This is a genomic window from Peribacillus sp. P4_B1, assembly GCF_056402395.1.
In genome coordinates this window covers 23479-47972 of the sequence record NZ_JBFUHM010000012.1, presented here as the reverse complement: position 1 = coordinate 47972, position 24494 = coordinate 23479, and the positions used below count along the sequence as shown (strand labels likewise).

Sequence of the window (24494 nt, the reverse complement as noted above, 5' to 3'; positions counted from 1 at the left end):
CCTTCCTTATTATATTATGCCAGGATCGTTTCATAATCTGTATGTCTTGAGATACAATCTGCGGCTTTTATGCGATCTACATCCGTTTGGAAGCTGATGACCAGCACACCATATATCTCTTCCCTTGTTTCTATGATCCTTATGTTTGTAATGCTGATACCTTCTTGTGCCAAATATCCGGTAATCTCAGAAATTATTCCGGCATAATCCGGTATATCGATATATAAATCATAAAACGCTGGTATGGCGCCTTTCGCATCGGTTGGTAAATCATCCCTGAAAATCTTGGCATCAGTAAAGAATCGAAGGATTTCTTCACTATCTTCATTTGCTACCAACCCTTTTATATGCTCCATTTCATTCAGCCAATCATTCATTAATTCAAGTAAAACATCGCGGTTATGTAACAAAATGTCACGCCACATTTCCGGACTGCTTGAAGCAATTCTTGTAATATCCCGAAAGCCACCAGCTGCAAGCCTTGAAATCAACTTATTTTCCTTACTATAATTTTCTGCCTGCTTGACCAGCCCTGATGCGACAATATGCGGAAAATGACTGATGACTCCAGTCAGCTTATCATGTGTAGCAGGGGTGACAACCAAAAAGTTCGCTCTTGTCCCTTGTAACCACTCTTTCAATTGCTCAACTTTTTCTTCGTCAATTGAATCTCCAGGAGTTAGCAAATAAAACGCATGTTCAAATAAATGCAGTTTGGCTGCCCCGGCGCCGCTTTTATGTGAACCAGCCATAGGGTGCCCCCCAATGAAGGCCACCCCTTTATCTATCAATGGTTTTGCTGCCTTAACCACTGTATCCTTCGTACTTCCTGCATCCGATATGATGACATTACTTTTTAAATCCATATTAGCTAATTGAGCTAAAATCTTGACGGTTTCATTGACAGGCACAGCAAGTAGAATCAAATCAGCTTCACATGCTCCCGCTTCCAGAGATGATACAGAATCATCAATGATCCCCAATAGCATCGATAGCTGAATATTCTTTTCACTTAGGTCCGTACCAACAATCACGGCTTCAGGATGTGCATGGCGTATGGCCATGGCCAATGATCCGCCAATTAGACCTAGACCTATTACAAAAACCTTTCCCTTCACTCTTCTCTCCCCCGCATCTTTTATGCTCCTCTAGGTTTGATAAAAACGTTAAAGCAGCGAATCAGAAGGTGCCTCAACTTCATTCAAGAAAGTTTTAATAGCGTTAATCATTCCTTCATTTTCTTCAGTAGATCCAATCGTTACCCTTAGGCTGTTAGGAAAGCCGAAGGATTTCCCCGATCTTGCAATGTATCCGCGCTCAAGCAAATATTGAAACACCACATCGGCATCCTGTTTAAAATGGATAAAGATAAAATTACCTTGTGACGGGTAATAAGCTAAATTTTCCATATTGCAAAATTCATAGTACCGCTTGAGCCCTTTTTGATTTTCTTCCTTGCATTTTTCAATGAAAGCTTGATCTTCCAAAGCGACGATAGCAATATTCTGTGCGAATGTGTTGACATTGAATGGTTCCCGGGATGGATCTAGTTTCTGAATAATATCCTCATCTGCCAAACCGTACCCTACCCTAAAACTTGCAAGCCCATAAATTTTTGAAAATGTACGAAGTATGATCAAGTTTTTAAATTTATTAATCCATTGATTCGTTCTCGGGTAATCCTCAGCCGTTGCATATTCACAATAAGCTTCATCCAGAACGATAAGAACATCTTCCGGCACTTTTTCGATGAACGATAATAAGTCCTGTTCCGAAATGTATTTACCAGTAGGATTATTGGGTGTACAAAGCCAGACAACAGCCGTTTTTTCATCTATAACTTTTAGCATTCCTTCTAGATTATGAGCTCCGTCTATATGAGGAACTTCCCTTATTTCCGCACCTTCTAGCGTGGCATTATGGCGATACTGCGAAAATGTGCCTGTTGCCATGACCGTATTCTTTCCAGCTCCCAATAGGCTTCTGGAAATGATTTGAATGTTCTCATCAGATCCATTCCCAAAAATAAGCTGAGTTTCTTTCACACCTGTATGTTTTGCAACAGCTTCCCTAAGCATCGTTGCATATCCATCCGGATAGATGGCAAAAGAATGGGTTGAATTCCTAACGGATTCCTTGACCTTTTCAGAACAGCCAAAAGGATTTTCATTTGAAGCCAATTTCGTTATTTTTTCCAGCCCGTATAATTTTTTCACTTCATCAGTGGATTTTCCCGGTTGATAAGACTTCAAGGATAGGACCGCTTCATTCCATTTCATGTCAATCACCTCTATATTTTTTCACTTAAAGTAAGAAAGTGTTAGAATCGTATTCATATTCATATATTAAAATCATCTTATATTTATCTTTTTTGTTTTAAATCTGGTCGTAATACGGTAGCCCCTGCCTGGTATACATGCTGTATTTCTTTTTGAGATTTCGCCGTATTTACATGGATCATAACCCGGATGCAAAATGGCAAGGAATTGCTCACCGGTATTTCTTTCATGCATGTGACCGGTACATAGGTCCAGCCTTCGAATTTCCTCAAGGCTTTGGCAGGGAAGACAGAACGAATCTCATCCGTAGCAGAAAAAAATACAGAAGCCACCATATCGGGGTCAATCTCGTTGACCTGAATGATTTCTGCCATCAACTTTTCGACAGCGGCAATCACTTCCATTTCTGAGTCTTTTTCTACTGTTGTGGCACCCCTTATTCCTCTTATCACACATAGTTCCCCCTTATCCTGAACCCTATATCATATCAACCATTTCCTCTATCAGCTCAGAGTCGGCTATATCCATTAATAGTGGTGAACCCACTTGCTTTAGCAAGACAAAGGTAGCTGCATCATTGACTGACTTTTTGTCTGTTTTCATTAAATTAAGTAAAATTGCACTTTCCAGTCGGGTTGGAATTGTAACTTGATAACCTAAAGAAGATACCCAATTAATAAACTCCTCTAGTTTAAAATCGAGATCCTCTTTCTTTTTGCTTAATTTAAGAGCATATACCATCCCGATTAAAATGGATTCCCCATGCGTAAAGTTTCCATATCCCATTGAACCTTCCACTGCATGTCCAAGCGTATGACCAAAATTCAAAAAGGCACGAATGCCGTTTTCCTTCTCATCCTCTTCGACAATTTTAGCTTTAATGCCAATCCCTTTTGTAATCATTGTTAGGAATTGCTCATCCGTTATATCATTCAAATCCATAATATTCGACTTTAACCATAGATAAAACTCATTATCGGCTATCAAGGAATGTTTAATGACTTCAGCAAAACCTGACCTTAATTCTTTAAGAGGCAGGGTTTTTAAAAATTCAAGATCATATATGACCGCTTCAGGTTGATGAAAGGCACCAATCATATTTTTTCCTAGTGGGTGATTGATGGCAACCTTGCCGCCCACCGCACTATCGTGAGCGAGCAAAGTCGTCGGAACCTGTATAAATGGAATCCCTCTCATAAAAGTAGCCGCAACAAATCCAGCCAAGTCGCCGACTGCACCACCACCAAGGGCGATAATCAGCGACTTTCGATTAATCTGTTGTGATAAGCAGTAACTTTGGCATTCATAAAACACATCGAATGTTTTAGCATGCTCCCCCTCTGGCACAACATGATGCAGGACCGGTTTCCCCGTCTTGATCAGGGTGTTTTTCACGGTTTGCAAATGCAATTCCGCCACTTTCTCATCAGTTATGATCAGAATCTTGTTTAAATGATTTAATTCCTGTGTTATTAATTCGGGTAATTCATTTATCGCCTTCTTGCCAATTAAAACCGGATATTGCTTGGAAGCCGTTTTTATTTGGATGGATTCCATGATTTAAAACCCCTTTACTTCTTTCCGATATGATCTAATGTATTCCGCTAATTGCTCATAACGATCTGAAGGGAATTGCTCAACGATCGCAGCCGCCAGTTCCCATGCCACTACTGCCTCAGCAACCACTGCTGCGGCGGGAACTGCACAACTATCAGAACGTTCGACACTTGCTTCGAACACTTCCTTCGTATCAATATCAACACTTTTCAAAGGTTTATATAAAGTAGGGATCGGCTTCATTACACCGCGCACAACTATCGGCATTCCAGTAGTCATACCGCCTTCAAAACCGCCAAGGCGATTGGTTTTCCGGTAATACCCCTGTTCTTCATCCCATGCGATCTCATCATGGACATCACTGCCGAATCGATGGGCCGCTTCAAACCCAAGACCAATTTCTACCCCTTTAAATGCATTGATGCTCATTATCGCAGCGGCAAGTTTTGCATCAAGCTTACGGTCATAATGCACATAACTTCCTACACCCACCGGCATTCCTTCTACAATGACTTCAACGATGCCGCCGATGGAATCCCCTTTTTGTTTCGCTTCATCAATTGCGTCCTTCATCTGCTGCTCTACGTTTTTATCAAAACATCTAACAGATGATTCTTCTGTCACCTGCTGCAATTGCTGAATCGTTTCGTACTTTAGCGGTTCTGCCTTCACTCCACCAATTTCCAAAACATGTGATGCCACTTCTATCCCCAATAAAGACAAAAGCTTTTTAGCGACAGCCCCTGCTGCTACCCTTACGGTCGTTTCACGGGCTGAAGACCGTTCCAAAACATTTCTTAAATCGCGGTGCCCGTACTTAATCCCACCGTTCAAATCAGCATGACCAGGGCGAGGCCGGGTGATTTTACGTTTGATTTCTTCAGCTTCTTCCTCTGAAAGCCCTTCACTTCCCATGATCTTCGTCCAATGCTTCCAGTCGTCGTTCTCAACCACTAAAGCCACTGGTGATCCTAGTGTGTAGCCGTGTCTGATTCCCGAAGATATAAAAGCTTGATCTTTCTCGATCTGCATCCTTCGTCCACGCCCATGCCCTTTTTGCCGGCGTCCTAATTCTTGATTTATATCCTCAGTCGTAATCGGCATTCCTGCCGGTAATCCCTCAATAATAGTAGTAAGTTGCGGACCATGCGATTCTCCCGCTGTTAAATATCTCATCTTCCAGCCCCCTTTTAGCACTTTAAAGTGTATATGTATCAATATACCACAATTTTATGAGTTGTGGGTATATGTAAAACGTAAAAACTATATTGTTTGAATTTTATCACTTTTCGTTCCATTTTACATGTTCACCAACATTTTCGATATAGTTTAATCTTTCCGATCCATGGGTACTACGTTTGCCTGATTCCATGGCAAACGAAAAGGGACTGAATGCGCATGCAGGTTCAGCCCCTTTTAACAAGTATTTACTTTTTCTTATAAAAAAATGTGTCGACCGTTTCAAATTGATATTTTCCAGGAGTGAATATTTGCTCAGTACTTCCTACAAAGAATATCCCGCCGTTTTTTAGAGACGCACTGAATTTTTCATATAATAAACTTTTGGCTTCTTCAGTGAAATAAATTAAAACATTGCGGCAAACGACTAAATCGAACCCCCGATCGAACCGATCCGCAAGAAGATTTTGCTTTTTAAATGTCACTCTCTTCTTGATTTCATCATTGACACGATAAAAACTTCCTTCTTTTTCAAAGTATTTCCTTTTTACTTCTTCCGGCACTTCAGTTAAGGACCGTTCAGGATAAATCCCCAATACCGCACGCGCCAATACATTTTCATCCAAATCCGTCGCCAAGATCTCTATCTGGCTAAGTGGAACTAGATTGGATAATATCATTGCAATGGTATATGGTTCCTCACCCGTTGAACAGGCCGCACTCCAAATTTTCAACTTTTTTTTGCTTTCTAATAGCCCAGGAAGGATTTTCCGCTCTAGCACTTCCCATCTTTTCGGATTTCTATAAAATTCGGAAACATTGATTGTCATTCTATCCAAAAACTCATTTAAAACTCCCGGACAGGTTTGAATGTCTTTATAGTATTCACGAAATGAATGATAACCTCTTTTTTCATATAGAGATGTTAGTCGCCTTTTCATTTGGCCTTCCTTATATGATGCCAAATCAATGCCTGTCAACATTTTGATATTACGAATGAACTCTTCATATTCTTGAGGCATTCCTACGACTCCCCTGTACATAATTATTTTAAGTGGTTCTTCTCTTTATATATCGGAGAGTGCCATATTTTCTTTAAACTAATAATATTCCCTTACGATTGCAGCTCTAAAATAAAGGCTGTTTTCACATACTTTGTTGCTATTTATCAGGTAGTGAGTTGTGGTTGATTTCCCCTTCAGATGCTCGCTTTCCGCTCCAATCAACCTTAAATAGTTTCGATTTAAAAACAACAATCTTTACGAAAAGAGCCAAAATAAAAAAAAGCAATTCAAAAAAAAGCGGATTCCATCGCATAATGTCGATGGAACCCGCTTTTTATATAATGATCGTATTAATTAATAAACCCACTCGTTAACAAGTTTTGAATACTCAACAAGCTCTTCTTCTTTGAAGAATAAACCAATTTCACGTACAGCACTTTCAGCTGAATCAGATCCGTGAATGATGTTTTTGCCAACAGTTACGGCAAAATCACCACGAATTGTTGCTGCTGCTGCATCTTTAGGGTTAGTAGCACCCATCATTTGACGTGCAGTAGCGATTACATTTTCACCTTCCCAAACCATTGCGAAGACAGGACCTGAAGTAATGAAGTCCACTAATTCGCCAAAGAAAGGACGTTCTTTGTGCTCGCCGTAATGTTGCTCAGCCAATTCCTGGGAAATGACCATTAATTTTGCTCCTGCAAGAAGGAAGCCTTTCTTTTCAAAACGGGAAACGATTTCACCGATTAAATTGCGTTGAACGCCGTCAGGCTTTACCATTAAAAATGTTCTTTCCATGAATGTCACTCCTAATATGTATCATTGTTATTTGCCTTTATAAGGCAATCCTTTTAGAATATTACCATTGTTTGATAAGTTTCGCAACTCCTAGTATCAAAACTTTCTTTTTCCGATATTTTTTGCGATATCGGATAAAGTTTTTCTGGCTTTAATAGCAGGAAGACCTTTCAACTCAGTAAAAGCCTTTTCTAAATACATATCGCTGATTCTCGCTGCCTGTTCAATGGCCCCGGAAGATTTTATCGCATTGATTATATGCGACATTTCGTCTTTTGGCGTATCTTCCCGAACTGTTTCGATAAGTTTTTTCAACTTTGGATCTTCCATTGCAATCAAAACGGGTAAAGTGATATTCCCTTGAATCAAATCACTTCCGGCTGGTTTCCCAAGCTCTTCTTCCGAAGCCGTAAAATCCAATATATCATCTGTGATTTGATAAGACATACCGACATAATATCCGAATTTAAATAGCTTTTGGTGAACTTTCTCTTCAACCCCCGCTGAAATTGCTCCCAACTGGCAGCTGGATGCAATCAGTAATGCCGTTTTTCGTTTGATCCTTCTAAGGTATATCCGCCAATTCTGTTCGAAATTGTATTTATCTTTTATTTGTTCAATTTCCCCAAGACATAGTTCAACCATAGTATCAGCGAGAATTTGATGCGCAAGAGGAGACTCGATCACCGCCATCATTTCCAGTGCACGAGCAAAAATGAAGTCGCCTGTATACATGGCGACACGATTATCCCATTTTGATTTAATGGTCGCAGATCCCCTGCGTAAATCCGCATCATCCACAACATCATCATGTACAAGGGAAGCCGTATGAATCAGTTCCAATGTCGCTGCAACATGCTTTACGACATGGATATCATAACTGCCAAACTTCGCACCCAATAGGACGAATACCGGACGGATCCGCTTTCCACCGGATTGCAGTAAATGCAGGGAAGCTTCCCTTAAAACAGTGGAATCCGCTTCAATTGCGGCTTCTAGTTCTTTTTCTATTAATTGCAAATCTGCATTCAAAAATGAATACATCATTTTAAATTTCATACATTCCACCCAGCTTTGTCCATTGCTATTATGCTTATTTTGAAGGCTTGTACCCGAAATGTGTTGCTGCAACACCGCCGAAATGTGCCTTGTAACTGACATTTTCCATTCCAGCCTGCTTGAACATGCTTTCAAGCTTTTTCATGCCTGGGAAATCTCGAGCTGACTCCTGCAACCATGAATATTCGCTATAGCTTTTTGCGAATAATTTGCCGAACATGGGCATGATGAAACGGAAATAAAAATAATAGCCCTGTTTAAAACCAAGCATAGTCGGCTGTGAAGTATCCAGGCAAACGACCATTCCACCCGGCTTGGCTACCCGGTTTAACTCTTTAAGCACTTGCATGTAATCAGGGACATTCCGCAGCCCGAAACCGATCGTGACATAATCAAAGCTATTGTCCTCAAAAGGCAGTTCCATTGCATTCCCATGCCTTAGGGACACTTGATCTAAATTGAGTTCATTCACCTTTTGTTCGCCGATTTTCAGCATGTTCTTACTAAAATCCAAACCAACAACCTTTCCTTCTGGTCCTACTTCGTTAGCAAGGGCAATGGTCCAGTCCGCTGTTCCACAGCATACATCAAGTGCATGGGCGCCTTTTGGGACATTCATGATGGCCATTGTAGCCTTCCGCCATTTAAGATGCTGTTTAAAGCTGATGAGGGAATTCATCTTGTCATAGTTTCCATAGATCTTTTCAAAGACATGATGAACTTTTTGCTCTTTAGACTGCTCCATGACTCACCCTTCTTTCACATATGAATTTGCGATACTCTCTGTTTGCTCCAAGATGACATTCACTCTTTCCTGAAGTTCATCACCCAATTTAGACAGCTTCCGCATCGAGCACTGTACGGATTGCCTGGCATCCCTTAGGCACTTGTCGAATTGGGTCCGTACCCGTTCTTCTTTTTCTGACATCAGCATGGTTCCACTAATCGAGTCATCAAAAGGCATTTCCCTTAGGACATCAAAAACTATCGATTGACCCGACTTCAGATAACTCCTCTTCTCGGCAAGCAACCGATTCAAAAGCAGCAGATCTTCCGATATGTCTATCCAGTCAGGCTGATTATAGTAATCCGCCAGTTTATGAATCAGCGAAGCCTCGATCGCTTTTATCGTCTTTAAAAGCGTTGGCACATCATTAATGGACCCTTGTTGATAAAGGATGATTTTATTATCATTTATTTTTTTTATCGCGCTTGAAAGGATACGGATCATATCAACATTACCTACACTGGCAAGCCCTTGATAGTATAAGCCACTATAGTAATCGCCAGCAAGCACTTGTAGTTGGCGATTTTTCAAAACCTCAGGCAACTCGGCTCCTTCACCAGAATTCGATACGATTTCATGGGTATCCAGAGCTATTTGCACTAACATTGTTGAAATGATGTATTGATTCCGTTTTCCGCTTAAAACGTCCAAATCGCTAAACAATCCCCAAAGCAATAACAGTTTATCTTCATCTAAGCTTGGCTTTTGTATATACTTCAATAAATATGGATGTTGAGCTTTCGTTTCTATTAATCGTTTTAATTGCCTTATGTCGTCCGTTATGTTTAACAATTGAGATCACCCTTGCATCCCCGAAAGATAATTTTTTTCATACATATTGGTTTCTGTCCGTGTAAAATACACATTATTATACCATAAAAACAACCAGATGAAATGGACAACGTTTATAAAAAGAAACTTCCAAAACTAAGGAAACCATCGTCTTTTGTTCTTCAAAAAAATGGATGCGGGAAATTTACAGCTTGTTAAACGCGATATCAGATGATTGATTTAATATTTAACCCATTAGAGATAAGCTATCATTTGTCAGATGCATTCTTTTTAGAATCACTTTCTATCTCCCCGAATGGAGTATAAACTTTTGCATGTCCCCTGATTTTTATCGCCGAGGTGTGCTCCGTGAATTGTGCGATCATAACCTCTCCTGAGTCAAGTTTTTCAGAGTGATGAAACTTGGTGTCGGTTCCTCTTGTTAACCCGATGACATTCACACTATCCTCAATGGCCTTGATTACGACAAAATCATTCAGAATCTTTTTTTCATTCATTTTTCCCTGCCCCCAAGTCCTTAGTCTTTAATGAATGCCAACACTTCAGCTCTAGTGCGGTGATCCTTCGCAAACGTTCCCCTTACAGCAGAAGTCACTGTTTTAGATCCGGGTTTTTTCACGCCTCGCATGGTCATGCACATATGTTCAGCCTCCACTACAACCATTACACCATGAGGCTCGAGCTTTTCCATGATCGAGTCTGCAACTGTAGAAGTGATGCGCTCTTGAAGCTGCGGACGCTTCGATACAGCCTCAACCGCCCTTGCCAATTTGCTTAAACCAGTCACTTTTCCGTTTTTCGGAATATATGCTACATGGGCTTTCCCGTAAAAAGGGACTAAATGATGTTCACATACCGAGTAAAACGGAATATCCTTTACAAGTACGAGTTCTTCATGGTCCTCCCCAAAAACAGTATCGAAATATTCCTTTGGATCCTGATTAAGTCCAGAAAAAATTTCTTCATACATTCTGGCTACCCGAGCAGGAGTATCCAGCAGCCCTTCTCTCGTAGGGTCTTCCCCTACAGCCTCAAGAAGCATTTTAACCGCTTCTTCTATTTTGGCATGATTAACATTAGCCATTTATAGTACCTCCTAAAAATTCATTAATATTATGTATTCAGAAATTCAAGGCATTACACCCTGATATCCATATTTCCTATAATTAAAGCGGCCCATTACCTCCAGCAATGACAAGCCCAAGAAACGCAGCACCGCCGGAAACGGTTTTTTTACTGATTATTTCCTGATGACAAATTCACCATTTACAGCGTTTCTAAAATATTCACTGTCTTTTATATTATCACAGATAGAAATTAAGAAGCAAAAAAAGGACCGCGTTTTCACGCGGCCCTTTTCGGTTAAGCACCCGTATGTAATGGTAGAATTACTTCACTGCATCTTTCAGTGCTTTACCAGGTTTGAAAGCTGGCACTTTGCTAGCTGCAATTTCGATTTCGTCACCAGTTTGTGGGTTACGACCTTTACGAGCCGCACGTTCACGAACTTCAAAGTTACCAAAACCAATCAATTGGACTTTATCACCGTTTTTTAGCGCTTCTAAGATTGTATCAAAAACAGCATCAACAGCTTTTGTAGCGTCTTTCTTAGAAATTTCAGTTGCTGTCACAACTTCATTAATTAATTCTGTTTTGTTCATGCCATTCACCTCCTCCCAAAAGGATTCTTTATAAAAAATCATTATTACAACACTATAATAGTGATTTGATATTAGTTTCGGTTTACAAATTTTCATTCCCTGGAAATCAAGGATTACCTAGCCGAATTAATTTCCAAATAATGCATCCATAAATTTAAAAATAGGTTGAAATCGCTGTTATAACGCGTTTTCTGTATGTAGATTATCACAAATCCTATTAGCTTAGCAAGGGAATTCAAAAAATAATGGGAATCTTTTCATAAATAATTGTATATATTATAAATTTTGTCTTTCGCTATTCATCATTTCCCTTTTTTATAGAAATTAAACTTATTATATTACTGAAAATCGCTTAACCACAGGGTTTTTTCAAGATTATACTAAAAAACAATAGTTTTTTTCAACTATAAGCCTCCGCAAGTGATATTTTATTTGTGACCCTTCCGTCCATAGCATGCAAAAAGACCAATCCATTAATGGAGTTGGTCCAGCTTTTAAACGTTTTTTATAAGATGATGGCAATCAATCCCCCACTGCCCTCATTAATAATCCTCTCCAGTGTCTCTTTCAATTTATAGCGTGCATTGTCTGGCATCATTGCTAATTTCACCTGTATGCCTTCCCTTACATAGGAACTTAGGCTTCTGCCAAAAATATCAGAGTTCCATATGGAAAGTGGATTGTCTTCGAAATCCTGCATCAGATAACGGACCAATTCTTCACTTTGCTTTTCCGTTCCGATGATTGGCGAGAATTCGGATTCGACATCGACCTTGATCATGTGGATGGAAGGAGCTACAGCTTTTAGCCTGACACCGAACCTGGCTCCCTGACGGATGATTTCCGGTTCATCAAGACTCATATCGTTAAGGGAAGGGGCTGCGACACCATATCCAGTTTGTTTGACCATTCTCAATGCATCGGCCACCTGATCATATTCTGCTTTCGCATACGCAAAGTCCTGCATCAAAGATAACAGATGATCCTTGCCCCGAATCTCCACACCGACAATTTCCTTCAGAATATCATCATAAAGTTCATCTGGGGCGTATAGGTCGATTTCTGCAACACCCTGCCCCATCTCAATGCCTGCAAGCGCGGCACGGTCAATGAACTCGAATTCATTGAAATGACCGACTACACGATCTACATCCCTCAGGCGTTTAATGTCCTTGACTGTCTCTTTAACCGCTTCCTGGTAACTTTCCCTTAACCAATGATCCTCTCGCAGAACCATTACCCAACTTGGTAGATTAACATTGACTTCGAGAACAGGGAATTCGTACAGGGCCTCACGAAGTACGCTGTAAACATCCGATTCCCGCATTCCTTCGACACTCATGGCCAATACAGGGATATCATACTTTTCCTGCAAGGATTCCTTCAGTGCGACCGTATTTGGGTGGTGAGGCTGAACGGAATTGACAATCATGATAAATGGCTTGCCAACCTCCTTCAATTCTTCAACAACCCTTTCCTCGGCATCTAAATAATCACTTCGCGGGATTTCTCCTATTGATCCATCCGTCGTGACGACTACGCCTAATGTGGAATGATCCTGTATTACTTTGCGAGTACCGATCTCAGCCGCTTCATTGAACGGAATCGGCTCTTCATACCAAGGCGTATGAATCATGCGGGGACCATTTTCATCTTCATACCCTTTAGCCCCAGGTATTGTATAACCGACACAATCGACTAAACGGATGTTCACATCGAGACCTTCAGCTACCTGAATCGATGCTGCCTGATTCGGTACGAATTTTGGTTCTGTAGTCATGATCGTCTTTCCAGCAGCACTTTGAGGCAATTCATCCTGTGCCCTGGCACGGTCCGCCTCTGACGGGATATTCGGAATAACGACTAACTCCATGAATTTTTTAATAAATGTGGATTTCCCAGTCCTGACGGCACCGACAACCCCCAAATATATATCGCCACCGGTCCGCTCAGCTATATCTTTAAAAATATCTACCTTTTCCAAGGTATCCCCTCCCGAATTAGAGTTTTGGGATTTCGTTTATCCATTTGATTTTATTTAGGACACTATATATCTATGATGTTGTCCTAAAAATTTATTCCAATTATTTCCCTGGTTCAATCCCTTCCTCCACCAGAAATTTTATATAAGGGTTGTTATTTAAAATGTAGGATGAAATAAAGATAAAGAAATAACCCTTCCCCTACAATATATTTTGCAGAAGAAGGGTTATGCCTATTTTGTAAGAAATATTGGATTATTTGTTTTTTCATCAATTGTATATGGCAATGAATAGGCAGGGACGAACTCCGAACTCTGCACTAGCAAGTCCCGGATATCATCACCTGGCTTGATTTCCCCATCATGCTTCTTCAATGCCTCAAGTAAATCCGGGGTATAATCAACAAAAATATCACCTTGACCATCAACTACAAGGTATAAGTCTTTTTGTGAAAATGGACTCGTGACCGTAGGAGCTTCCTTCAGGCCCATTTTTTCATAATCAAGTGTAAAGACATTATCGGATAACCTTTCCCTAAATGGCGGATATCCGTTGCTTTGCTGATAAGCAGTCAATCTCAAGGAAACATCCTGAATCTTCTGTGCCATCCTGACATCCAACAGCTTTACAGTCGGATCTTTTTCAGCATTAACGAGGATGTATTGAAAGACGCCCCCTGATTCAAAGGCATTGTCCGGCGGTTCAGCCAGATACCTCGGTGAGATCTTAGAAAACTTTATAACATATTTTTGATAAATCGGTGTTTCTGCATCTTTTGTAACAATGGGCAGTATGCCGCCTTCATCTTTCTGAAATTGATCGACTGCACTTTGTACGGATTGTATCTGCTCTTTATAAGGCAGTTGGTTTTGCATTTTTTGCTTCTCTGGATATAAACAGCCAGATAATGATACGGCAATGCATAATAAACATAATATTTTGAAAAAATTTTTCATCATTTCTCCTCACCTATTAAGTGGTTGGCCCGCTAAGAACAACGATAAGGATGATCAAGCCGGCTAGAATCATAAGTATGTATGCGATAATTGCTGTCAAGCCTCTCCAAAAACCTTTTAATTTATAACGGCTAATGTAGATTAGAAATATAGAGATAACCATAAAGCCCATAGCTATAAAGGATATCCACATTTTTTGCAGAGCAGGTGTCATATCTTCATCACTCCTTTTTCCAGAAATTATTATAACATACCAAATTACGTTAAAGGAATTAAATCATTGTCAAAACTGTGTAATTCTCAATTTACATGACTCATTTTCGCGCAAAAAAATTTTAGGTACAGATATATAACAAAAAAATGTATAGTAATTTCCATACCTTCTCCCTCCAATCAAAAAAACAGCCCTAAGGCTGTTTTTCTGCTTACTTATATTAAGATTGAAGCGTCGGCAAAACCTCTTTAAACGCTTTTATGACTGTATCCACTTCATCCAAATGTATAGTCAATGACGGCTCGATCCTGATTGTTTTGGAGTTTATAAGCGTACCTGCCACCAAGATGCCTTTATCAAAGAGGGCTTTAGAAAATTCATAACCCACTTCGTCTTTATGGAACTCAATACCAATCATCAATCCTTGTCCGCGAATCTCCAATACCTTATCTTTGTGCTCTTTAGCCACTTCCCTTAACCCATTTAAGAAGTATTCACCAACTTCTGCAGCACGCTCCGGTAATTTTTCCTCCAAAAGCACGTCGATCGTAGCAATGGCAGCAGCACATGCAAGTGGATTTCCTCCAAATGTCGTAGTGTGCATGAATGGATTGTCGAACCAGCTTTTAAACACCTTCTCATTGGCTACAACGGCCCCTGCAGGCATTACTCCGCCGCCAAATGCTTTCGCTAAACAAAGAATGTCCGGAACCACATCATAAAGCTGGGATGCAAACATTTTACCTGTACGTCCCATTCCTGTTTGAACCTCATCCAATATCAATAACGCATCATATTCGTCACATAGTGCCCGAACCTGCTTTAAATAATCTTGCGGAGGGAGGATGACCCCTCCTTCACCCTGGATAGGCTCCAACAGCACAGCGGCAACGTCTTCACCGACCAACGCACAACTTTCAAACGTTTTTCTCATCATATCCACATCACCGAAAGGTACATGACGCACACCTGGAATCAGTGGAATGAACGGTTTTCGGAACATGCCCTTTGCTGTTGCTGATAAGGAACCAAGACTTTTACCATGAAATGATTTTGTCGTTGAAATAATCGTGAATTTGTCACTGTACATTTTAGCCAACTTAAGCGCAGCCTCCACGCTCTCCGTACCGCTGTTCGTAAAGAATGAGTATTTTAAATCTCCCGGCGTGATATCGGCTAGGATCTTTGCTAGCATTGCACGCAATGGATCAAGTAAGTCCTGGCTATGAAGGGCTTGTCTTTGCAATTGATCGGTTACGGCCTTTACTACTTTAGGGTTACGATGGCCAACATTATAAATGCCAAACCCACCTAAACAATCAATATATTTTTTTCCATTAACATCCGTAAAACATGAATCTTGATCAGACCACTCTACCGCAGCGAATTGTGTGTCTTTAGTGACCGTCTTCCGATATTCCAAAAACCCTGGGTTTACATGGTTACGGAAATTCTCGACCGTTTCTTTCGTTACCCATTGGGCATCTTCTTTTGAAATTTCTTTTTGCTCAATTAATTGAAGCACCTTTTTAATATAATCCTTGGTTTCTGATTGGTTGGCTTGAGTTTTACTTTCTACGTTAATTGACATTTTATACTCTCCCTTTTTTATAAATTTATTGGATGGTTAATTAAGGATGCTTTTAATGAATCTTTAATGCTTACCTCCCTTTTTTCTTATACTTACTTATCAAGCAAGTACCGTKCCAAGATAATTAACCAATAAAATCGCCTTTTTTTTAATAAATACCACTAAACCTATGCAATTTTGCATATCATTATTTTACTTTGCATAATCTATCCTTGGAAAACCATTAAAAAAGCTTACCAAATTCCTTCATAAAAAAAGCCGTTGATAAGTGAATAACATCACTCGTTAACGGCTTTTTTTCAATATGCATTTTTTTCGATCCTCTTACTCTGTTCAGCCAAGACTTTTTGATACTTCCTGCTCACTGATGATTGACTTATCCCCAACGCTTTTGCCGCTTTCGTCGTAGTCTTATACTGTTTCATGGCCAGCATGATCAATTGCTCTTCAACATGATCCTGGGCTTCCTGCAGCGGAAGGATTCTCGTAATGATGGGTTTTGTTTGTTTAAAGTCACTGCCGACCGGAATGAACCTTTGAATGAAGCCGGCATCGATCATCTCTTCATCTGCAGAAACAACCAATCTTTCAATCATGTTCTGCAATTCACGAATGTTCCCCGGCCATGTATAGACTTCCAGTATATTCAAGGCATCAGGGGAAAAGTGGTAATTCCGCTGATACCTTTCATTCAGTTTTTGCAGAAAATGAAAGGCTAGCGGCGGTATATCCTCCGGCCTTTCCCTTAACGGGGGCACATGTATGGGAATGACATTCAATCGATAGAATAAATCTTCTCTAAACGTCCCCATCTCGACCATTTTTTCCAGTCTCTTATTCGTTGCCGCAACAATTTGAACATCGATGGAGACAGGTGTCGTACTGCCTATCGGGATCACTTCCTGTTCCTGGAGGACTCGCAGCAGCTTGACTTGCAGATGTATAGGCATGTCACCCACTTCATCAAGGAATAAAACACCGTTATTGGCCTGTTGAAAGTATCCTACTTTCCCATTTTTATCCGCTCCTGTAAATGAACCCTTCGTATAACCAAACAATTCACTTTCGAGGAGGTTTTCCGGAATCGCCCCGCAATTTATCTTCAGGAAAGGTTGCTTGGAGCGCCTGCCCATTTTATGGATGGCTTCGGCTATCACTTCTTTACCCACTCCCGACTCCCCGTTGATTAATACAGTAGATGAAAAATGAGCGATTTTCTGGACTTGGCTGATTATCTGCTCCATTTTAGGACTGGCAAAAATCAACTCTTTATAAAATTGATCTTGTTTTTTGAATGAGTCCAGTTCTTTCTTCATTTCATTTAGTTCCGATTTCAATTGTGCCGTTTCCGTTATATCCCTAGATGCAATGACTATACGCTCTATATCCCCTTTTTCATTGAATACTGGAGTACCGACGGAAAGTACTTTTTTATTCATTTTCGTATCTTGGACAATCGATACTTTCTTTTTTTGTTCAAGGACTAACCGGGGGACCGAAGGATTGAAAATCCCTTCATCTTCTAATTGCAAGAGATTCTTTCCGATATAATCTTTTAAATCCTTTCCCCAGAAACCTGAGATGATGCTGTCACTATAGCGTAATAGCTCCCCTTTTTGATTGACGACCAGAATTTCATCATAGATATTCGCTAAAATGGCATTCAAGTCTTTATTCGAGCTTTTTATCAAATCTATTTCCATGGCCATTTCCTCAACCATCGGTAAATCCTGAACGATGATGATCAGGCCTTCGACTTCTTTTTCATGATTTAAAATCGGGCTATAATCGACAAGCACACTCATGACATCAGTAATCTCCAGCTGATTAAGAATACTGCTCCCGCTGGCAAACACGTTATGTATATGCTGCTTATCGAAGATGTTTGCAGCAGGTTCATTAAGGACTTGTTCTGAAGGTTTTTTTATCATTTTCAAGCCAGATTCATTGAAGTTCACGATATTTTTTTCTTTATCAGCCACAAAAATCCCCATAGGAATGGATGTTAAAATAACATTTAGCAGGTCTAAGTTTTGTTTGCTGTCCTGCTTGAATAATTCAGCTAAAACATCTTCCCTTTTTACATAACCGGTAAGCAGGCCTTCATCCGTTTTTATCAGTACGATAGGTTCACCGATAATTTGAAACAGGAGCGGCATAGAAATGTTTGGATGCAATTTACAAACATTTTCAATCGAGAAAGCATACTGTAAAAGCTGATCGACTGTTGTTACTCTTTCATTTAACGGGAGGTCATCCATGCGGATATAGGCAAATACTTGATTATCCTTCATAAGAAAGAAGAAAGGTTCCTGTATCTCATCAATTTTTTGCTCTGAAAATGTTGGTTGATCAATTGTTATAGATATGAATGGTCTAATTTTATCATCCGGAATAGATAACACAGTTTCACTCTCCTTTTGTAACCCAACCTATATTTTAACACAATTCTGAATTGCAAGATAAAAAAATAAATATGTCCAGCTTCTCATACCCAACATTTACCTTTATTCGATCCATAATAAAAGGGGTTCCTTCTACATGTTAAAACAAAGTGATTGGAACGGGTGCGTGAGACTCCTGCGGGAAAAGCCCGTCCATGGGGAGACCCCGCAGGCGCAAAGGGCCGAGGGCGGACCGTCCGTGGAAAGCGAGTGCCCTACGTTCCAATCAACGTTCTATTTTACAAACCCTCAAAAAGACTGCAGACAAACTCAATTATTATCGAGTTTATCTACAGTCTGAAGAGTTCTTTATTGAACCCTTTTGACCTAAAGATCAGTTATACATCTTTTACTTATTTTTCATTGGACAAAGGGGCGTTCACCTTTTCGTATTTAATATCCTCCACAATATCGATATTCGTCGCAATAGTCAGTAAATTCAAAGCCCGCACATAAGCCGGTACAGAAGGAAAGCTGCTGAAAAGAACGGCTGAACAACAAACAATTGACCATTGGAATGAATAAAATCCATTAGTATCGACCAACCCACCAGAAAACCGGCATATGGATTAATCGACTTTTGCGTAGGCATATGCTGAACCTGCCGATGGAATGACCTTCGCCGTCTGTCCATAACTGTTTTCCGTGAAAAGCATCACCATTAAAGCGAGTATGTAGGCTCCAGGAACCACATGTGACATTTCTGCTGCGATGCCATATGTGCTGAACACCGTTGCTAAAGCCATGAATGAAAAACCGAATAGAATAACAGGCATGAAACCTCTCCATTTTCTCATCAGACTTATAACCTCCCCCCTTCGTTACATCAATAGAGTGGATTCACTGGGCTTCTTTAAAATGAAATAGCGGAGGGGATTCCGTAAACCATTTTGTCCGGTACAGAAGATAACAAATTCCAATTAACGCCCAGACAACCCCTAGGATCAATGAACTCATATCGAGATTAAGCCACAGAATGAATACCGATGCCCCTCCAATAACCGGGGACAGAATAGTTGAAAGAAATCCTTTCATCGTTCGGAAACTTTTGTTTCTTATTGCATGGACGATTACACAAATATTCACGAAAGTAAAAGCAATTAGAGCCCCAAAGTTAATGAGGGAAGCGGCCGTAACCAAATCAAGGAATAAGGCAATCATTGATATGGTCCCGACAAAGATGACATTAAAAAATGGCGTATTATATTTGGGGTGGACAAACCCAAAAAGTTTTTTTGAGATCATTTGGTCACGCCCCATGACATATAACAACCTAGAAACACTAGCATGGGATGCAAGACCGGAGGCAAGGGTACCGGATAAAGTTCCAGCGAGAAAGAAAGCTTGAAATAACTTCCCGCCCACAAAAAGGGCAATTTCCGGGGAAGCCGCCTCAGGATCGCCAAAACGGGAAACATCAGGGAAAAATAACTGTGTAAAGAATGCAGCCGTCACAAATAAAACCCCACCGATCAGGGCAGTCAAAAAGATGGCCCGGGGAATCGTTTTAGATGGATTTGGTGTTTCTTCCGATAATGTAGTGACAGCGTCAAACCCCAGAAACGAAAAACAAAGGATTGTAGCGCCTGTAATGAGTGTCGACATTTCCATATGAGGCCCGATGAATGGCTGAACTGAAACAACGTCACCTGTTCCTTCTCCACCCATGACCCCTTTGACCACAAGAGCCACAAAAATAATGATGACCAACATTTGAAAGAAAACTAGAAAGCTATTAAAGTTGGCAGCAAAATTAACATTGAATAAGTTAATCCCTGTCATTAAAAGAACAAATGCCACTACCCATATCCACGGGTATACTTCAGGAAAAAGAGCTGTTAGGTATATTTTTGTTAAAATGGCGTTCACCATCGGTAAAAATAAATAATCAAGCATCGATGACCACCCGACAAGGAAGCCTAAATGTGGATTTATCGTTTTTTGAGTATAAGTATAGGATGAACCTGCCTGCGGATAAATTTTCACCATTTTTCCATAGCTAGCTGCAGTAAACAACATCGCCATAAGAGCAATGACATAAGCTGTTGGCACATGCCCCCCCGTTTCTTCTGAAACTATCCCGAAAGTATCAAAAACAACCATCGGCGTCATATAACCAACACCAAGCAATACGATATGCCATAAGTTTAAAGACCTTTTCAGTTGACCTGTTTGCATGTATCCTTCCCCTTCCTTGTTTAACCAGAAAAGTTATCCAACTTTCCCGGCCTCCTTTATAATTTTTTTGTTATAATACACTTCGCAATTTTCATACCAAAAAAAAAGTCGATTTTTAACAAAAAACAAGGAAATAAGTAGAATATTTCATGCAAATTTGAATAACTCATGCAATTATTCATAATCCCTAAAGTTAGCTAAAAGAGAATCAATGATTTTTACCCATAAAAAAAAGCAGAAGATATAAAGATACCTTCTGCTCATTTGACTAAATCCCCCGTGCCGAGGTCAAATTACTAGTTTACTTTCGTTGCATTGTATGCTGATACACGGCAAGGCGCATCATCGAATGCCTAATTTAATGAAATTCTTTTATTAAAATCAACAAACGCGAGGTTAATCCTGCTGTCTGCTATCCAATATGTTAAAAAGTTCTTCCATTTCATTCGTTTTTGAACGATTCATTAAAAGGTCAACTGCCTTTTTCACTTCTTCCCCATTGAATAAAACATCGTACAAGGCTTCTGTGATCGGCATGTTCACTTCGTATTTTTTAGCTAGTTGATAGGCGGCTTTAGTGGTTCTGACACCTTCAACGACCATACCCATGTTTTCCAAAACTTCTTCAAGCTTTTGCCCTTTACCAAGCATATTCCCAGCTCTCCAATTACGGGAATGGACGCTTGTACAAGTGACGATCAAGTCGCCAATCCCAGCTAAACCTGAAAACGTTAGTGGGTTGGCCCCCATGGCCACCCCCAGGCGGGATATTTCAGCCAATCCCCGTGTCATTAATGCAGCCTTGGCATTATCACCATAGCCTAAACCATCCGTAAGGCCGGCACCCAAAGCAATGATGTTCTTCAATGCCCCACCGATTTCAACACCAATCAAGTCGGGATTTGTATACACACGGAAATTATTATTGATAAAGATGTCCTGAACCCTTTCGGCTGCCTTCATATTCTTTGAAGAAACGGCAACTGTTGTCGKGTGACGCAGACTGACTTCTTCTGCATGACTCGGTCCTGAAAGAACCACTATATCTTTAAGCCAATCCGCCGAAGAGACTTCTTCAATCATTTCCGATATACGAAGCAGTGAATCAGGTTCAATTCCTTTACTCACATGAACGATCGTCAATGGTTTATCATGAGCCTCTTTAATCTGACCAAGCACTTCCCTGTAGGCTTTGGTCGGCACCGCCAAAATAATTATTTCAATCCCGGCCAACGCTTCTTTAATGGACGAATATCCTTTAATCCCCAAAGGCAATTCAATCCCAGGCAAGTATTTTTCATTCGTATGATTTTGATTCATTTCATCAATTTGTTTCTGATTATGTCCCCATAATCTCACTTCATGCTGGTTATCAGCTATTACCATCRCTAAAGCAGTTCCCCAGCTCCCTGCACCAATCACAGCGATACTTTCTTTTGCTTTCACCATTGTATAACCACCTTTACTATTTCCTTTGGCGTCCAAAAATTCGTATCGGTGTTCCTTCAAAACCAAAGGCATCCCTAATTCGATTTTCTAAAAATCTCTCATATGAGAAATGCAATAACTCCGGATCGTTAACGAATACAACGAAAGTAGGCGGCTTAATCGCAACCTGAGTCGTATAATAGATTTTCAAACGGTTGCCATTATGAGTCGGTGTCGGATTCATCGCCACGGCATCCATGACCACTTCATTCAATACATTTGTCTGAACACGGATAGCATGATTCTCACTAGCCTGATCGATGACTGGTATTAAGGTATGTGTCCTTTTTCTAGTTAAGGCAGAAAGATAGATGATTGGCGCATAATCCAAGAATAGGAAATGGGCACGGATCTTTTCTTCAAAATCCTTCATCGTTTTTTCATCTTTCTCGATGGCATCCCACTTATTGACGACGATGATGACCGCTCTACCCGCTTCATGGGCATATCCGGCAATTTTTTTATCCTGCTCACGAATACCTTCTTCAGCGTTCAGGACCACAAGAACAACGTCTGAACGTTCAATTGCCCTTAATGCACGAAGAACGCTATATTTCTCCGTACTTTCATACACTTTCCCTTTTTTCCGCATCCCAGCAGTATCAATTATGACATATTCTTTGCCATTATATTTATAAGGGGAGTCAATCGCGTCGCGAGTCGTTCCTTCAATTTCACTTACAATGACACGATCTTCACCTAACAATGCATTGACCAGTGAAGATTTACCTACATTCGGTCGTCCAATCAAACTGAATTTAATGACATCATCAGCATAATCCTGGCCGCTGAATTTAGGGAAGTGTTTGGCCGCTTCATCCAGTAGGTCACCAAGACCGAGTCCATGAGACCCGGAGATCGGAAATGGATCGCCAAAACCTAACGCATAGAAATCATAGATTTGATCTCTCATTTCTGGGTTATCAACTTTATTTACCGCAAGGACAACTGGCTTTCTCGATTTAAAGAGAATCTTAGCGACCTCTTCATCTGCAGACGTTACCCCTTCACGACCATTCGTCATAAAAATTATCACATCGGCTTCATCGATGGCAATTTCAGCCTGCTGGCGAATTTGTTCTAGGAACGGCTCGTCACCGATATCAATTCCACCCGTATCAATAATGTTAAAATCATGTGTCAACCATTCACCTGAACTATAAATCCTGTCACGTGTTACTCCAGGAACGTCTTCGACAATCGAAACCCGTTCTCCCACTATTCTATTAAAGATTGTCGATTTTCCCACGTTCGGACGACCGACTATCGCAATTACCGGTTTTGGCATTGCTATTCACCCTTTCTGCTACTATATCTCTGTCAAAGTCACGAAATTCATGAATGCATTTATTAAGGTTGCTTTTTGCATTATTGATTTTCATTATTTCCTTTTAAAGGAAAAGGCTGTATCCATCATCATATAAAGGAAAATTTCATCAGTAAGAGAATTCCCTACTGATGTTCAGTTAAACGTATCAAGTATTTACAGGCAGTTTGTCCACTTTACTCCCCAGTTCCTCAGGTGACGTGAAGCTGAACCCTCAGCATGCTAAAACGTGATTATAAACAGCCCCAAAAAATGAAGAAGCTTTCGGCACACTGCTTCCTTTTAATTTTTTAGAGCATTTTACGATTTATCTACAGAACTCTAACTATCCTATAGTAACAAATTTCTCGCCAATCAACAATGATTGTATGCATAAAAGCCTTCCATTTCCAATTGATTCCATTTAAACCTGCAGCATTTTGGATAAAAACGGATAAGACCCCAAATCTTTTTTCCTTAATCTTTCCCAATACTCCTCATTGATTAAAATTCTCTTTTCTTTGTTTTGATAACAATCTCGATTGGGATGATGAATAAATGTATTGGCCAACAAGCTCCAACATTCTCCACAGTATGTTCGTGCCCAATATCAGCACTGCATTATCGTGCCATGCGTATGCAAGGGCCACATAAGACAAAGAGTGATAAACAAGCAATCCAGAATATATGATATCACCCATTATCAAACCGATTAAAAGGACGAACAATCGATGTTTCCAATTTTTAAAAAGTAATAGGATAAGATAATTCAGGAAAATACACAAAAGATAAGAGGGTTTCATGATGAGCCATATCGGATCAAGTAAAGAAAAAAGTTGAAAACTGGCATAGGCGAGAGTGATAATAAGACTTCCGCAGATCAGTTCCATCACCTTGATGATTGATTGTTTCCTAATATACACACATAGTATAAAGAAAAGATATGGACCGCTCAAATGCATGGAAAATAAGGAAACCTCCAGTTTATACCCCGTTAATACCATTACGGCTAATAGATGAAAAAGAAAATCAAAACGAAATGGAACCGTTTTTGGAATAAAATACATGACAATGACCCAAACTATCCATGACATCCAATAAAACAAAATTCCATCCATGCATGCATCCCCCTTTTAGGAACATTATGGCTTGTTTATTCAAAGAATAAACGTAAAGGCGGGGATTTAAATGAGGAACTGCAATATTCATCCATAAA

At 40.1% G+C, this 24494-nt stretch carries 25 protein-coding genes; all 25 read right to left on the bottom strand.

The features are described 5' to 3' along the window. Positions 1-14: 14 nt before the first annotated feature. The gene (locus AC1DVK_RS09260) at positions 15-1118 is read right to left on the bottom strand and encodes a prephenate dehydrogenase (protein WP_284470317.1); all 1104 of its coding nucleotides are present in this window, start codon (positions 1116-1118) and stop codon (positions 15-17) included. Between the two features lie 48 nt (positions 1119-1166). Next, positions 1167-2279 (bottom strand): histidinol-phosphate transaminase, encoded by a 1113-nt coding sequence (hisC, locus tag AC1DVK_RS09255; RefSeq protein ID WP_410860453.1) that lies wholly within the window; start codon positions 2277-2279, stop codon positions 1167-1169. An 83-nt stretch (positions 2280-2362) separates the two neighbouring features. Next, a complete protein-coding gene (gene aroH / locus AC1DVK_RS09250; protein WP_061463872.1) occupies positions 2363-2731 on the bottom strand; it encodes a chorismate mutase in 369 nt (122 codons plus the stop codon). Between the two features lie 25 nt (positions 2732-2756). After that, positions 2757-3836 (bottom strand): 3-dehydroquinate synthase, encoded by a 1080-nt coding sequence (gene aroB, locus AC1DVK_RS09245; protein WP_061463873.1) that lies wholly within the window; start codon positions 3834-3836, stop codon positions 2757-2759. Positions 3837-3839: 3 nt separating this feature from the next. Further along, a complete protein-coding gene (gene aroC, locus AC1DVK_RS09240) occupies positions 3840-5012 on the bottom strand; it encodes a chorismate synthase (RefSeq protein ID WP_377384129.1) in 1173 nt (390 codons plus the stop codon). Between the two features lie 251 nt (positions 5013-5263). Continuing rightward, positions 5264-6037 carry a CheR family methyltransferase gene (locus AC1DVK_RS09235; protein WP_477626340.1) on the bottom strand — a complete coding sequence of 258 codons (774 nt, stop codon included), beginning with the start codon at positions 6035-6037 and terminating at the stop codon, positions 5264-5266. 78 nt (positions 6038-6115) lie between these two features. Continuing rightward, positions 6116-6268 carry a hypothetical protein gene (locus AC1DVK_RS09230; protein ID WP_477626339.1) on the bottom strand — a complete coding sequence of 51 codons (153 nt, stop codon included), beginning with the start codon at positions 6266-6268 and terminating at the stop codon, positions 6116-6118. A 105-nt stretch (positions 6269-6373) separates the two neighbouring features. Beyond that, positions 6374-6820, bottom strand: coding sequence for a nucleoside-diphosphate kinase (gene ndk, locus AC1DVK_RS09225; protein ID WP_034308008.1), 447 nt, complete (start codon positions 6818-6820; stop codon positions 6374-6376). A 96-nt stretch (positions 6821-6916) separates the two neighbouring features. Beyond that, the gene (hepT, locus tag AC1DVK_RS09220; protein ID WP_061463876.1) at positions 6917-7879 is read right to left on the bottom strand and encodes a heptaprenyl diphosphate synthase component II; all 963 of its coding nucleotides are present in this window, start codon (positions 7877-7879) and stop codon (positions 6917-6919) included. Positions 7880-7913: 34 nt separating this feature from the next. Continuing rightward, the gene (locus AC1DVK_RS09215; RefSeq protein ID WP_061463877.1) at positions 7914-8624 is read right to left on the bottom strand and encodes a demethylmenaquinone methyltransferase; all 711 of its coding nucleotides are present in this window, start codon (positions 8622-8624) and stop codon (positions 7914-7916) included. A 3-nt stretch (positions 8625-8627) separates the two neighbouring features. Beyond that, entirely contained in the window at positions 8628-9458 is an 831-nt protein-coding gene (locus tag AC1DVK_RS09210; protein ID WP_477626338.1) for a heptaprenyl diphosphate synthase component 1, read from the bottom strand. A 248-nt stretch (positions 9459-9706) separates the two neighbouring features. Beyond that, the gene (gene mtrB, locus AC1DVK_RS09205) at positions 9707-9955 is read right to left on the bottom strand and encodes a trp RNA-binding attenuation protein MtrB (RefSeq protein WP_061463879.1); all 249 of its coding nucleotides are present in this window, start codon (positions 9953-9955) and stop codon (positions 9707-9709) included. A gap of 20 nt (positions 9956-9975) precedes the next feature. Further along, positions 9976-10542 carry a GTP cyclohydrolase I FolE gene (gene folE, locus AC1DVK_RS09200; protein WP_410860447.1) on the bottom strand — a complete coding sequence of 189 codons (567 nt, stop codon included), beginning with the start codon at positions 10540-10542 and terminating at the stop codon, positions 9976-9978. A 304-nt stretch (positions 10543-10846) separates the two neighbouring features. Next, entirely contained in the window at positions 10847-11119 is a 273-nt protein-coding gene (locus AC1DVK_RS09195) for an HU family DNA-binding protein (RefSeq protein WP_034308023.1), read from the bottom strand. A gap of 505 nt (positions 11120-11624) precedes the next feature. Next, positions 11625-13103, bottom strand: a complete 1479-nt coding sequence (gene spoIVA, locus AC1DVK_RS09190; protein WP_061463881.1) for a stage IV sporulation protein A — start codon at positions 13101-13103, stop codon at positions 11625-11627. Positions 13104-13334: 231 nt separating this feature from the next. After that, positions 13335-14060, bottom strand: coding sequence for a hypothetical protein (locus AC1DVK_RS09185; protein ID WP_375166216.1), 726 nt, complete (start codon positions 14058-14060; stop codon positions 13335-13337). A gap of 13 nt (positions 14061-14073) precedes the next feature. Beyond that, on the bottom strand, positions 14074-14271 hold the full coding sequence (locus AC1DVK_RS09180; protein ID WP_061463882.1) for a DUF2768 domain-containing protein: 198 nt from the start codon (positions 14269-14271) through the stop codon (positions 14074-14076). A 220-nt stretch (positions 14272-14491) separates the two neighbouring features. Continuing rightward, on the bottom strand, positions 14492-15862 hold the full coding sequence (locus AC1DVK_RS09175; protein ID WP_410860445.1) for a putrescine aminotransferase: 1371 nt from the start codon (positions 15860-15862) through the stop codon (positions 14492-14494). 299 nt (positions 15863-16161) lie between these two features. Continuing rightward, positions 16162-18267, bottom strand: coding sequence for a sigma 54-interacting transcriptional regulator (locus tag AC1DVK_RS09170; RefSeq protein WP_317777330.1), 2106 nt, complete (start codon positions 18265-18267; stop codon positions 16162-16164). Between the two features lie 392 nt (positions 18268-18659). Then, entirely contained in the window at positions 18660-18851 is a 192-nt protein-coding gene (locus tag AC1DVK_RS09165; protein ID WP_477626337.1) for a hypothetical protein, read from the bottom strand. A 24-nt stretch (positions 18852-18875) separates the two neighbouring features. Beyond that, on the bottom strand, positions 18876-19103 hold the full coding sequence (locus tag AC1DVK_RS09160) for a hypothetical protein (protein WP_410860443.1): 228 nt from the start codon (positions 19101-19103) through the stop codon (positions 18876-18878). Between the two features lie 43 nt (positions 19104-19146). Beyond that, entirely contained in the window at positions 19147-20484 is a 1338-nt protein-coding gene (locus tag AC1DVK_RS09155; RefSeq protein WP_477626336.1) for an APC family permease, read from the bottom strand. Between the two features lie 396 nt (positions 20485-20880). Continuing rightward, a complete protein-coding gene (locus tag AC1DVK_RS09150; RefSeq protein ID WP_477626335.1) occupies positions 20881-21933 on the bottom strand; it encodes an NAD(P)H-dependent glycerol-3-phosphate dehydrogenase in 1053 nt (350 codons plus the stop codon). A 16-nt stretch (positions 21934-21949) separates the two neighbouring features. Continuing rightward, on the bottom strand, positions 21950-23260 hold the full coding sequence (der, locus tag AC1DVK_RS09145; protein ID WP_089364788.1) for a ribosome biogenesis GTPase Der: 1311 nt from the start codon (positions 23258-23260) through the stop codon (positions 21950-21952). A gap of 515 nt (positions 23261-23775) precedes the next feature. Further along, on the bottom strand, positions 23776-24396 hold the full coding sequence (locus AC1DVK_RS09140; protein WP_089364789.1) for a YphA family membrane protein: 621 nt from the start codon (positions 24394-24396) through the stop codon (positions 23776-23778). Positions 24397-24494: the final 98 nt, after the last annotated feature.

Coding starts and splice junctions, on each gene's coding strand:
- AC1DVK_RS09185 (WP_375166216.1), bottom strand. CDS start 14,060: ATGATGAAAAATTTTTTCAAAATATTATGTTTATTATGCATTGCCGTA.
- AC1DVK_RS09155 (WP_477626336.1), bottom strand. CDS start 20,484: ATGCAAACAGGTCAACTGAAAAGGTCTTTAAACTTATGGCATATCGTA.
- AC1DVK_RS09140 (WP_089364789.1), bottom strand. CDS start 24,396: ATGGATGGAATTTTGTTTTATTGGATGTCATGGATAGTTTGGGTCATT.
- hisC (WP_410860453.1), bottom strand. CDS start 2,279: ATGAAATGGAATGAAGCGGTCCTATCCTTGAAGTCTTATCAACCGGGA.
- ndk (WP_034308008.1), bottom strand. CDS start 6,820: ATGGAAAGAACATTTTTAATGGTAAAGCCTGACGGCGTTCAACGCAAT.
- AC1DVK_RS09235 (WP_477626340.1), bottom strand. CDS start 6,037: ATGCCTCAAGAATATGAAGAGTTCATTCGTAATATCAAAATGTTGACA.
- AC1DVK_RS09215 (WP_061463877.1), bottom strand. CDS start 8,624: ATGGAGCAGTCTAAAGAGCAAAAAGTTCATCATGTCTTTGAAAAGATC.
- der (WP_089364788.1), bottom strand. CDS start 23,260: ATGCCAAAACCGGTAATTGCGATAGTCGGTCGTCCGAACGTGGGAAAA.
- aroC (WP_377384129.1), bottom strand. CDS start 5,012: ATGAGATATTTAACAGCGGGAGAATCGCATGGTCCGCAACTTACTACT.
- AC1DVK_RS09160 (WP_410860443.1), bottom strand. CDS start 19,103: ATGAGAAAATGGAGAGGTTTCATGCCTGTTATTCTATTCGGTTTTTCA.
- folE (WP_410860447.1), bottom strand. CDS start 10,542: ATGGCTAATGTTAATCATGCCAAAATAGAAGAAGCGGTTAAAATGCTT.
- mtrB (WP_061463879.1), bottom strand. CDS start 9,955: ATGAATGAAAAAAAGATTCTGAATGATTTTGTCGTAATCAAGGCCATT.
- hepT (WP_061463876.1), bottom strand. CDS start 7,879: ATGAAATTTAAAATGATGTATTCATTTTTGAATGCAGATTTGCAATTA.
- aroB (WP_061463873.1), bottom strand. CDS start 3,836: ATGGAATCCATCCAAATAAAAACGGCTTCCAAGCAATATCCGGTTTTA.
- AC1DVK_RS09180 (WP_061463882.1), bottom strand. CDS start 14,271: ATGACACCTGCTCTGCAAAAAATGTGGATATCCTTTATAGCTATGGGC.
- AC1DVK_RS09175 (WP_410860445.1), bottom strand. CDS start 15,862: ATGTCAATTAACGTAGAAAGTAAAACTCAAGCCAACCAATCAGAAACC.
- AC1DVK_RS09195 (WP_034308023.1), bottom strand. CDS start 11,119: ATGAACAAAACAGAATTAATTAATGAAGTTGTGACAGCAACTGAAATT.